Origin of the sequence: Flammeovirga sp. OC4, assembly GCF_000812565.1 — a bacterium.
Taxonomy (GTDB): domain Bacteria; phylum Bacteroidota; class Bacteroidia; order Cytophagales; family Flammeovirgaceae; genus Flammeovirga.
The window spans coordinates 92178-104146 of the sequence record NZ_JTAM01000029.1; the positions used below are offsets into that span (position 1 = coordinate 92178).

9 protein-coding genes are annotated in these 11969 nt (G+C 34.2%); 8 read left to right on the forward strand and 1 reads right to left on the reverse strand.

Annotation, left to right across the window (positions count from 1 at the left end):
* Positions 1–46 precede the first annotated feature (46 nt).
* The 4 genes from PL77_RS16945 (at position 47) to PL77_RS16960 (ending at position 3934) form a co-directional block, all read left to right on the forward strand.
* On the forward strand, positions 47–253 hold the full coding sequence (locus PL77_RS16945; protein ID WP_044207825.1) for a hypothetical protein: 207 nt from the start codon (positions 47–49) through the stop codon (positions 251–253).
* Between the two features lie 327 nt (positions 254–580).
* Positions 581–1351, forward strand: coding sequence for an NAD kinase (locus tag PL77_RS16950; protein ID WP_044207828.1), 771 nt, complete (start codon positions 581–583; stop codon positions 1349–1351).
* 3 nt (positions 1352–1354) lie between these two features.
* On the forward strand, positions 1355–2821 hold the full coding sequence (locus PL77_RS16955) for an alginate export family protein (protein ID WP_044207830.1): 1467 nt from the start codon (positions 1355–1357) through the stop codon (positions 2819–2821).
* Positions 2822–2833: 12 nt separating this feature from the next.
* Positions 2834–3934 (forward strand): hypothetical protein, encoded by a 1101-nt coding sequence (locus tag PL77_RS16960; protein WP_044207832.1) that lies wholly within the window; start codon positions 2834–2836, stop codon positions 3932–3934.
* Positions 3935–4118: 184 nt separating this feature from the next.
* On the opposite strand, the gene PL77_RS16965 is transcribed toward PL77_RS16960, so the two are convergent.
* Entirely contained in the window at positions 4119–5513 is a 1395-nt protein-coding gene (locus tag PL77_RS16965) for a hypothetical protein (protein ID WP_044207833.1), read from the reverse strand.
* 459 nt (positions 5514–5972) lie between these two features.
* Here PL77_RS16965 and PL77_RS16970 point away from each other — a divergent pair, with 459 nt between their 5' ends.
* The 4 genes from PL77_RS16970 to PL77_RS32320 all read left to right on the forward strand — a co-directional run.
* A complete protein-coding gene (locus PL77_RS16970) occupies positions 5973–9314 on the forward strand; it encodes a two-component regulator propeller domain-containing protein (protein WP_044207836.1) in 3342 nt (1113 codons plus the stop codon).
* 729 nt (positions 9315–10043) lie between these two features.
* Positions 10044–10643, forward strand: a complete 600-nt coding sequence (locus tag PL77_RS16975; RefSeq protein ID WP_044207838.1) for a hypothetical protein — start codon at positions 10044–10046, stop codon at positions 10641–10643.
* Between the two features lie 199 nt (positions 10644–10842).
* Entirely contained in the window at positions 10843–11673 is an 831-nt protein-coding gene (locus PL77_RS16980) for an ankyrin repeat domain-containing protein (protein ID WP_172665882.1), read from the forward strand.
* Between the two features lie 90 nt (positions 11674–11763).
* Positions 11764–11969 (forward strand): hypothetical protein (locus tag PL77_RS32320; RefSeq protein ID WP_216595915.1); only part of this gene is annotated, 206 nt, incomplete at its 3' end.

The following is an 11969-nucleotide window of genomic DNA, read 5'->3' on the forward strand; positions in this document are numbered from 1 at the left end:
CACAATATATAATCAGAAATCTTTATTCATTTAACGAAAGAAAGTAATGGGATCATTTAAAGGCGTATCAATTATTGATACAGACGGTAAGGAAAAGGAATTTATTATCGGAGAAGCATTTCTAGGAGATGAAGCAAGAGTTGTTGAAGAAGTGTATGTAGAGGATTGGCATCAATATCCGCTTGTAGTTGTGAAAACAAGCTTGGGTGAACAGCATTTTGCAGATGTGAAGTACGAAATTATTTACGGATAAAAGTAACTACTCTGCAAAAGCATCATTTCCTTGATGTAATGAAGCTATTCATTTGATAGTTTATCCATCGGCCTTGAAGGGAAAAGCGTGAAGAATTTCATGAAGTGAGCCGTTAAAAATGATTTTCTTGTTTGAGCAAAGCGAGTTTAAAATCATTTAGGCGAAAGAAATGAAATTTAGCTTTTGACTTCTAAGCCTTGAATTTTTTGCTTCGTTTTTGTTTCAAGACAAAAATGAAGAAGAAGGAAGTTTGAAAGTAGATCCTATAATTACATGTAGAAAGATTGACTGAAAGTTGACGATAATTTAGTTTACAATGTACTTATTATGAAATATCAAAAATTAGCCTTTTTAAAATCTGGAAGCCCTAAATCAGAAGAGGCTTACAACATTTTGTTATCAAAATATGAGAACCATGCTCCGGAAGAAGCAGATGTGATTGTGGCTTTAGGAGGAGATGGTTTTCTCTTACAAGTTTTACATACTTATCCGCATTTAGACATTCCTATTTTTGGGATGAATAGAGGGACTTTAGGTTTTCTGTTGAATGAATACAAAGACGATGTAGACCTTTTAGAACGCATTAATCATTCAAAAGATATTCACCTTTGTCCTATTTCAGTGGACATTGAAGATGATCAGGGAGAGCATTATCATTATAAGGCTTATAATGAAGTATCGGTGATCCGTTATTCTGGTCAGAGTGCTAATTTGAAAATTGCGGTCAATGGTAAGACAATGCTAGAGGCATTACATGCAGATGGAGTATTAGTTTCAACACCTGCAGGGAGTACAGCTTACAACTTCTCAGCACACGGTCCCATTATTCCATTAAACTCTAATCTTTTAGCATTGACACCTGTCAGTCCATTCCGACCAAGAAGATGGAAAGGAGCGTTGCTTCCTGACAATGTAACCATAGAAATTACAAATCTTGATCCAGTCAAAAGACCCATTGGTGCAGCAGCAGATTCCAAAGAAGTGAAAAATGCCGTCAGAGCGAAAGTATGGCAAGATAAAAACGATATGAGGCATCTGTTATTTGATCAGGATCAATCATTGGAAGAACGTATTTTGATTGAGCAATTTAACGTGTAAAATATGCCAAAACTACTAAAGTCTTCCGCTTTGGTTTTGATACTTTTGTTAGATGCCATTGTTGTGATAGGACAAGAGTTAGAAACTATTTATCCATTACCGTCTTATGCTGATAGACGGTACAAGGAAGTATGGAAACTAGAAGAGTGGTCAGACCGTGACGCAAGAGCTCAAGATTGGTCTGATATAATTAAAAATGTCCCCTTATCTAAAAACAGAAAGATATGGGCTTCTTTCGGTGGGCAGGTACGTGTCCGTTATATGCCTACGGTCAATGAGGAGTTCTTACCTCAAAATTCGGGGCTGTTTACTTTACGTACGCGGGCTCATGCAGACATACATTTCGGAGAAAACTTTAGAGTATTTGCAGAAGGTATTTATTCTAACACCACCAAAGATAATTCGGAAAGACTAGGGGCAGGGACTCCAGTTACTAAAGGTGCTTTTCTAAATCTTTTTGCAGAATATAAATTCGACCTTTACAAGCAGACCGACCTTGGTGTTTGGGTAGGACGAAGAGAATTACAAGCTGGTCACGAACGTTTATTGTCTCCAGGGAATTGGCTGATTACACGCCGTACTTTTGATGGGGCGGGTTTTTATATAGGCAATGACAATAATAAGTTAACAGGTTTTATTTCAAAGCCTGTCATTCCAGTGCCGGATGGTTATACTACTAGAGATCAAAATACTACTTTTTGGGGTTTGAGATATGAAAGTTTTGATGTAGCTTACAACTCTCATGCAGGCTTTGGAGTGCCAAGTTGGTCGTCGTTTAGTAAAACTTATTTCGAGCCTTATTTTTATGGACTTCATCGACAGAATGCAGTGTATGAAGAAGGTGTAGCGGATGAAAACCGTTATACAGTAGGTTTCTTGCTATCAGGCCCCATCAAAAGAGTCTTCAATTATGAAGTAGAAGCCATGTATCAATTTGGTACTTTTGGAGACAAAAATATTAGTGCATATTCTATCACGACAGAGTTTGGGGTGAGTTTCCCTAAAGTAGCACTTCAACCTCATATTTGGTTAGGGTTTGATTATTCCTCTGGAGATCAAAACAAAGGGGATGGTACATTAAATACTTTTAACCCTCTATTTCCTCAGGTAGCACAGTTTTTTGGAGAGCATGGTGCCATGGATCGTAAGAACTTAACCTCTTTTTCTGCTAATGTAGATTTCACGGCCTTCAAAAAAGTAAAAACAAGATTGACGTATTGGAATTTTATGCGGTCGAGTTTGAATGATGCAGTTTATAATACATCAAATGGAATATTAAGAAGTGGAGCATCTAGTGCCAGAGACTTGGGGGATTCATTTCAGATATCAACCATCATTTCTATCAATCGACACTGGGAAATATGTGCTACTTACAACTTATGGGCACCCGGTCAATATTTTTGGGATACGCAAACAGGTAAAGCACATACCCAACATTTCTTCATGATAACGACCCAATTTACTTTTTAAAATAAGCACTCAATGTGGAAAGGCATTCTCTATATTTTATTACTTTCTATTTTGCTATTTACATCAAAAGTAAAGGCACAAACAGACTCAATATCTCAAAAAATATACAAGAACAACATTCTTCCTTCTCCTTCTTTCACTTACAGCCCACGTACCGATTTAGTGGTAGGTGTTTATTGTTTGTATCAATTTAAATTTGATAAAAAAGACAATTTAGCACGCCCTTCTAATCTCAGTTTCTATTATGGTACTTCCTATAAAGGACATACTTTTCTGCTAACCGAACACACATTTTTAACCCTTCAAGAGAAATACTTTTTGAAAGGGATTATTGAATATAAAAACACACCTGAACCATTTTATGGAATTGGAAATCAATCCTCTTCAGAGGAATACCTCAATGTCAATTATTACTCTTTTGAGGTCAAAGAACGGATTTTGAGACAGTATCAACAATCGAAATTTTTTGGATTAAAAATAAGATACATGCACATTTTTAATGTCAGCTATCAAGATCGTGATAATAATGAGATACCGGCGCCTCACTTAAAAGGAAATGCAGGTGGTTATTATCCTGGAATTGGGCCGGTGTGGATGTTGGACAAAAGAAATAGCATCTTGACCCCGACCAAAGATTATTATTTAGACATTTCAGCTACTGCTTATTTGAACTCTAACGGAGGAGCTTTTGGAACTGTAGAAATTGATGGCAGACGTTATATTGATTTTCGAAAAGACAGCAAAAGAGTTTTGGCTCTGCAGGTAGTCGCAAAAAATACTTTTGGTAATGTTCCGTATACAGAATTGGCTTTGCTTGGTGGAAAACAGATTTTGAGAGGATATACCCTTGGAAGGTATAGAGATCAACATTCTATTCAGGCTCAAGCAGAGTATCGTTTCAATGTAGTAGGAAGACTAGGAATGACCACTTTTTTCGGGACAGGCACTGTTTATGATGAGCTTTCTGACCTTCAATTTCTAAAGGCAGCATTGGGTACAGGGCTTCGTTTTAATATTAATAGAAAAGATCCTGCGAATGTTCGAATTGATTTTGCTTGGAGCTTGATCGATAAAAACAATGGGATTTATATCACGTTAGGAGAGGCCTTTTAGAAATCAGGAGATTTCGTATTGGACACGAATGTCGTTTTCGCTTTTTTTGCTTCGTTTTTTCAGCAATGGAAAAAATGAAGAAGAAGGAAGTTTAAAGAGATAATATATAAGTCTTATAGCAACATTAATTTATAAGGTACATTAAAAAGGGAAGAGATGTTATCAATTATCTCTTCCCTTATTATTATGCTTGTGTTCTTATGACCATTGCCGTAATACTATTTTTAGGCAGTACTACCTTTTTCTTTTCACCATTCAAATGAATTTGATAGACCGCATCCTTATTGTCTGTATTATGAATCAATACTTTTAAGTTGCCTTCCTTATCTTTTACAGTTAACAAAGGCTTCTTGCTGTTGGAAGCAATTCGTACATCACCCGGCTTTATGAAGTGACTGATGATATACATAGCGTTATAATCAGGATTGTATTGGATCGTTTTCTTTTCTCTATCAATATTGATCAATGAGTTTTGAGGCCAATCCCACCCGCTTTCAGTGGTTTCATTCAAAATCATATTCCAATAGCAGAAGTTGGTTAAACCACTGTTGATATAATCAGCAACTTCTTCCAATCGATGTGCCCCTTGTTCTACAGTGTTTTTACCATTATAACAGTGACCTTCTGTATGGAACATCTTTAAATTAGGCTGCATTCTTACAGCATCAGTAATGATATTAGGTGAAGTATATTGAATACCAACGCCAGCCAATTGATCAACACCCTCCAAAGAAAGAAGTTCCAAAATATCAGCTTTAATAGCAGTTCTCAATGTACCTGCATATACTTCAGCATCAATATTTTCTTTTTTGAAAGTAGGAATAATGTAATTAGTGGCTAAATCAAGCATCTGAGCAGGAGGCATGGTACAGCTAGGATATTTTGTATTTGCATCATTTTCATTTTGTACACAAATTCTATCAATCCTCACACCATTTTGTTGATAAGCTTTGATGTATTTTACAAAATAATTAGCGTACGCTTTATAGATTTTTTTGTCTGTTTTTAAGTAATTATTTTTCTCTGTAAGTCCCACCATAGAGTTATTTTCTTTCATCCATGCCGGAGGACTCCAAGGAGAACCAAAAAGCGTCAAGTTCGGATTAATTTCAAACGCTTTTTGAAGATAAGGAAGTACATATTTCTGATCTCGTTCAATGGAGAAATACTTCATTTTATAATCATCTGCTTTTTCAGAATAGCTGTAAGCATCAATTCCAAAATCACTTGCACCAATCGCTGTTCTACAAAATGTAAAGCCAGCTTTGTCAGAAGCAAATAAGTTTTGCATTACTTCTTCTTGTTGCTCTTTGGGTAGGCTTAAAAGTGCTTCACCTCCAATCTCATTAAAAGCGCCGCCAATTCCTTCTATAGTTTGATGCTCTATGTTAGGGTAAAGTACAATCTCATGCCCCCATTTTACGTTTTCGTCTGTAGTTTCAAAAGGGAGAGGTTTCAGTGGGTTTGCTTCCCCTTTCTCAAAAGTGACATAATGCATTTTTACATCTTTGAAACCTTGTCCGTACGCCAAAAAAGGAAAAAGAAAAACACCTAATACTACTGCTAGTCTGTTTGCCATTGTGATAGAATATTGATTTAAATGAATAATACTCTAATATATTTTAAAGCAGCTGTAGAGTAGGGGAAAATATTTTCACTCTAAGTTCAATTACTCATTTATCCCCATTTTTTGGGAGTATTTATAGCTTTTTTACTTCGTTTTTGTGTTAGGATACAAATAAAGAAGAGGGCTGCTTGAAAGAAGATCAAAGAAATCTTGTAGAAAGGTTGATTTGACTTTCACGAAAAATTTCACCTCCTTCAAAGTATTAAAAGCAATAAATGCTCAATGTTATACATCATGAAACCGTTGATAAACAATACGTTTGTTAATATTCATTTATAGATTAGTGTACTTCTACATATCTTTTGCAACTTTATAACATACATTTCTATTTTTTTACACAAGTGTAATTATTATGAGTGGTTCACTTATAAAATTACGACAATTTGTTCGCATATTTCTATTGACTAAATAATGGTAATTTTTAGACCAATTCTTGTAACCTTATTACTACTAATAAGTAATCTACTTTTTGCTAAGCTGAACGAAAAAGAACTTTCTCAATACAGCTTTGAGGCTTTGACCTCTGAAGATGGTTTGCCGACCAACGGCGTTTTACATTTATACCAAACCTCTGATAAATATTTATGGTTAAGTACCTACAATGGACTCGTTAGGTATAATGGAGTATCTATGCATGTACTCAATCAAGGCAATACTGATGGGTTGACAACACATAGTTTTACCTACATGCTGGAAACCAAAAATGCAAGATGGTTTGGGTCTCAGGCAGGCTTGATTAAATATAGTAATCATCAGTGGGAAGTTTTTACTGAAAAAGAAGGGCTGATTCATAATGAGATCCACGAAATTGTAGAAGATCGAAAAGGAAATTTATGGATTGGTACTCCTGCGGGCTTATGCTATTTTGATATCGAAAAAAATAAAATTATTTCAAGTGGTATCCCTTCTGTACTAAAGAAAGCTTCAATATCAGATTTAAAAATAGATCAATCGGGTAAATTGTGGATTGGTACTAAAAAGAGCGGATTGTTTAGGTATGACATCGACGCAAAGAAATTTGATTATAACAATAAGAAAATAAAAAACATCAAAGCCTTGGTTTTGGATCAAAATGAAAGCCTTTGGATTGGTGGTAGTGGTTATCTAAAAAAGCTGAACAAAGAACTTAAAGTAAGTAGCTTCGGTCAAATAGATCAACTTCCATCTAAAAACATTACAGCTTTATTTGAAGATTCTAAAGGGGCATTATGGATTGGTACAGATCATGGTATTGCCCGATATTTTAATCAATTTATTAGCTCTTTTTCAAAGAATAAAGAAATTGGAAAACATATCGTATGTAGTATCCTCGAAGATCATGAAGGCAACTATTGGGTAGGTACTTATCAGCATGGTGCTTATCGATTGAACTTAGGGCAGTTTACAAGTTATGGTGTAGAACAAGGGCTTACAGGGAATTTTGTATACTCTATCTCTGAAGGTGTCTCAAATGATGAGATTCTCTTGGCAACAAATGGAGGTATTACTGTTTATCAAAATAATACTTTTACCCCTCACTGGTTCAACAGTCAATTGAAAACGAAAAGTGTAAAAGATGTATTTGTTGATAGTAAAGAGAATACATGGATTGCCTCTAAAAGAGGACTAACAAAAATAGATCGTTATCAAAAAGTAACTCATTATACCAAGAAAGATGGACTATCAAATAATTATGCTCGTTTTACTTTTGAAGATGCCTATGGCAATATTTGGGTAGGTACAATTGACGGCCTCAACATCCTTCAGAAAGATGGTCGCTTTAAAACCTTCACCACACAAGATGGACTCACAAATAATTTTATCCTATCTATTTTTGAGGATAATCAAAAGAAGTTGTGGATATGTACAAAAGGAGGAGTTACAACGTATAAAAACGGAAAATTCTATAATTTCACAAAGTTACATCAACTCAATTCTGAGCCTGTTTTTAAAGTAATGCAAGATCATCGTGGTGTGATTTGGTATGGTACGAATAACGGTATTTTCAGAGTGGAAGGAGATAAAGTTTTTAGCTACCATAGAAAAATTGAAGGCGAAATTACCTCTGTTTTTAATATCATCGAAGACCGTAAAAACAACCTTTTCTGGATAAGCTGTAATGTAGGTATATATACTTTGAAAATTGATGAACTGAATCAAGTGTATAGAGGAAACCTTGACAAGGTGAAGCTAAAACTGTATAGCACCAAAGACGGTATGAAATCCAAAAGTGTGATGGCGAATGGAAGAAGTTTGGTTAGAAAGAATGGCGAAATTTGGTTTCATACTTATGATGGCGTGAGCATTGTGAATTGTAATGATATCATTGTCGAAAAAACACCTCCAACGGTAATCATCAATAAAGTGATGGTCAATGGAGAGGCAGTGACTCATACTGTTGACCATCTTGAAATCCCTGAAGGAAATACTCGATTGGAGATTGCTTATGAAGGAATTAGTTTATTGCATCCAGAAGGAATTACCTACAAATATAAGTTAGAAGGATTTGATGAGGATTGGATTTATGCAGAAGAAAATCAAAATGCAATATATACCAATCTACCTCCTGAAGACTATACTTTTGTGATTTCAGCGGGGAATCAGGACAACGTTTGGCTGAAAAAGCCCGTAAGGCTAGAATTCAAAAAATTAGCTTCTTTTTATGAAAGACTAGAAATACAACTCTTATTTGCCGTCCTATTTTTTGTAGCGTTATTTTTCATTTACCGATGGAGAGTAAGACGCTTTAAGCTGAGGGAGATGGTGCTTGAAAGAAGAGTAACAGAAAGAACGAAGGAGATTTATGAGAAGTCCGAGGAGCTACTTCAACAATCTGAAGAACTACAACAACAAGCGGAGGAGTTACAGCAACAAAGAGATTACCTTTCTGAAACAAATGATTTAATTTCAGAAAGAAATGACGAGCTCAATACCAAAAATGAAGAAGTATCTGATTTGATTAAGCAAGTGAAGTCGATCAACTCAGACATGAAAATAAAGAACAAACGCATGACGGATAGTATACGCTATGCCAAAACAATGCAGTTTGCTTTACTTCCAAGTGCTAAAAAGCTTCAAAGAGCCTTTGCGGATCACTTCATTATTTTCAAGCCTAAAGATATTGTTTCGGGTGACTTTTATTGGATGACAATCCCAGAGGATAACACAACTTTTGTCGCTTCTGTAGACTGTACAGGTCATGGAGTTCCGGGTGGTTTTATGTCAATGTTGGGAATTTCAATTCTTAATAAAATCATCAAAGAACACAAAGAATATGACACTGTAGAGATTCTTACAAAACTGAATGCTTCTATCATTGATTACCTCCAACAGGAAAATTCAGATATTGATGATGGAATGGACCTATCCCTTTTAAAGGTTGTTTCTGATGCTGAAGGTGCAACAGAAGTGACATTTACAGGAGCGAAGAGCACGGTTTATTTCTATAAAGCGAAGGAAAATCAATTGATCTCGTTAAAGGGCGACAATATTTCTATTGGCGGTAGAAGTAAGAAGAAAAAAGAGAAGAAATTTACATCACATTCCATTCAGCTTCAAAAAGGAGATAAAATCTACCTCTCAACGGATGGCTATATTGATCAAAATAATCATTTGAGAAAGAAAATCGGAAAGAAACTTTTTGAAGGCATTCTTCAAGGCACCTCTAAATTAGAAATGTCTAAACAGAAAGAACAGCTGGAACACTTATTACAGAGACATCAAGGTGATGAGGATCAAAGAGACGATATTACGGTGATTGGTCTTAAACTATAAAAGAAGGAAGTTCTTAGCGGTTTCTACCTAGAATACGAAAGCCACTATCGCAAATGTGAAGCGATAGTGGCTTTTGAGCGTAAAAACTATATTTTATTTCTTTCACTTAACTGATTTTAAACTCATTAAGGCTCAAATAAGAAAATCATTTTTAATATCTCAATACATGAAATTCTTCATACTTTTTCCCTTCAAGGTTGATGAAAGCACTACAAAACGAATTGGGAAGAAAGTCCACTGGTGCGAATGTTAAGCTTTAGCGTCATTCATGTCCTACAGATCAGCAGAAATCTCCCGATTTCTAAAAACTAAAAAAAATAACCCAAAACTTAGTTTTCAATGTATTGAAAGAGGAGTGATTTAAAATTATAGGGGGGTAAATTTAAAATTAACAATTTAACTCCCTTTCTGGCCGTGTTCAAACGTATAGGTTTGTCATCGCAAATTATTAGAGGTACCTAAAACTAATATAAATTTTAACAAACTTAAATTAACTATATGTATGAAACGAGTATATTTCATATTTCTACTTTTTGGTAATATTATATGTACAACTACAATGTCTATTCTCAAAAATTTACCCAGTACTACCACAAGCGGTTACGAATTACCCTTTACTCAAAATGATTTGTGGTATGGATCATTATTATATTATCAGAGCTGATGGCTCTTTTGAAGAATATAATGGTAATGGAGTATTAAATACAGTAAATAAAAATTGTCATAAAAATGAAGAAGCAACAGATTGTTAACATAGCCTTTATACTATTATTTAGTATTTATGGATGTAAAAAGCCTCTCCAAAGGGAGGGAAAAGATGTATCTATAACACCTTGTCAGTCAGTTCATTTTATTCATGAAGATACGACTACAAGAAGGTTGATGAAAGAGACAATATCAAGTTTTGTGATGAATGGTCTATTTAGAAATGACAAGGGTATAGTCGAGTTAAGAATATTTCATGATAGTGTTGGCAATGAGAGATGGTACATCACTGCAATAATTGAAGATCGTTATAAGTATACTTCAGATGTAACCCCTGTTTTTGAAGAATTTAGAGGTGATGTTATTTTAATTTATGATGATGAGTTAAAAGAAGAAAGAGAAAATCTTTCAGATTCAGAAAAAAAACAAATAAGAGAATGTCAGAGTATTATCATCAGTGATAGGTTATATGCTAAAGTAGAGCGTCAGTTTAGATGGTCGACCGATAGAATGGGGGATCGAAAAATTCAAGGGGCACGAAGAGAAGCTACAGGTTGGCCCGCTACAAGGATATATATATTCTATAAGGATGGTAGATATGAGCTCGAATCTCAGACTTATTAGTTTTTTATCTAAAATAGACATATTTTAATTTTTTTTATTTACTACAAATTAAACCGTAGTAAACACTAATTATGTAATGATGAAGACAAAATTGGTATTTACGAAAGTTTAATATGTAACTATTGTACAGAAGACTATGGTAAAAAAAATAGTAGTATTTTCTTTAATTTTAAGTATGACATCATGTTCTCAAATTTCCATGGAAAAGTTTAAAGACAAGGCTATGAGTTATTTTTTGAACAAGGCTTTAAATCCTTTAGGTAAAGTGTCTGCTAGAAATGTAAAAATTTTTAAGGATACTCCAGTATATAAAGTAGCAAAAACATTAGCATCTGACGATTATGACAAAGTGTTGTATCAATTAAAAGGTTTGTCCGGTAATCTAATTGACTGTCAAGAGCCATTTTACGGGCAAACTTTACTATCTTTTTCAACTCTAAATGGTTATTACAATGCTTGTAGGGCATTAGTGGATGCAGGAGCTGATGTAAATATAACATCTTCCTATGATGGGGATTCAGCTTTTACAACGGCATGTAAGATTAAAGAAGATAATCGGTTTATTCTTTTGTATTTAGAAAACGGAGCTAATGTTCATTATGAATTAGCAGATTCTATTAGAGGTTTAAGAACTCCTCTTATTATGGCTTGTGATACTGGTTTGGATAAAGTGAAGTTATTGATTGATGCAGGAGCAGATCCAAACTATTATAAAGAAAATGGAACTTCCCCTCGTTCCCCTTTGAATCATGCATTATCTAGGAATAAGATAGATATTGTTAATTATTTAGTAATGGAACAAAAAGTCGATGTCAAAAAGATTTATAAGTTTGATCATGGTATAACATGGGCTTTAAGACAAATGCTTTTTCCTCTTGATTCTAAGAGATATCAAATGAAAATGGAATTGGTAAATTACTTAAAGAAAGAAGGTGTTGATTATTCTGCTGAACCAATTCCTGAGAGAATATTAGAAATAAAAGAAGGACTTGAAAAAAAATATGGAAAAGGTTACTTGGATATTTATTAGAACATGAAATTTCAAAAAATACAATTTGTGAAAATGATCCTATAAATAGGGAAACTAATCTTTTAGAGAAAGTTATATGTTTAAATATTAATGAAAAAAGTATTATATATTACTAGTTTAGTAATTCTTTGTATATCTGTTCTTTGTTTATATTCCGGTTGGGTTGTATATGCTCATCAAAGACCTAGTATGAATATTTTGACAAAGGGAATTAATCACTTTTCAGGATTCCCAAAACTAGTCATAGAAGTTTATGACGATTATAAAAAACTGGATTTGCAACATTTTTTCGGATA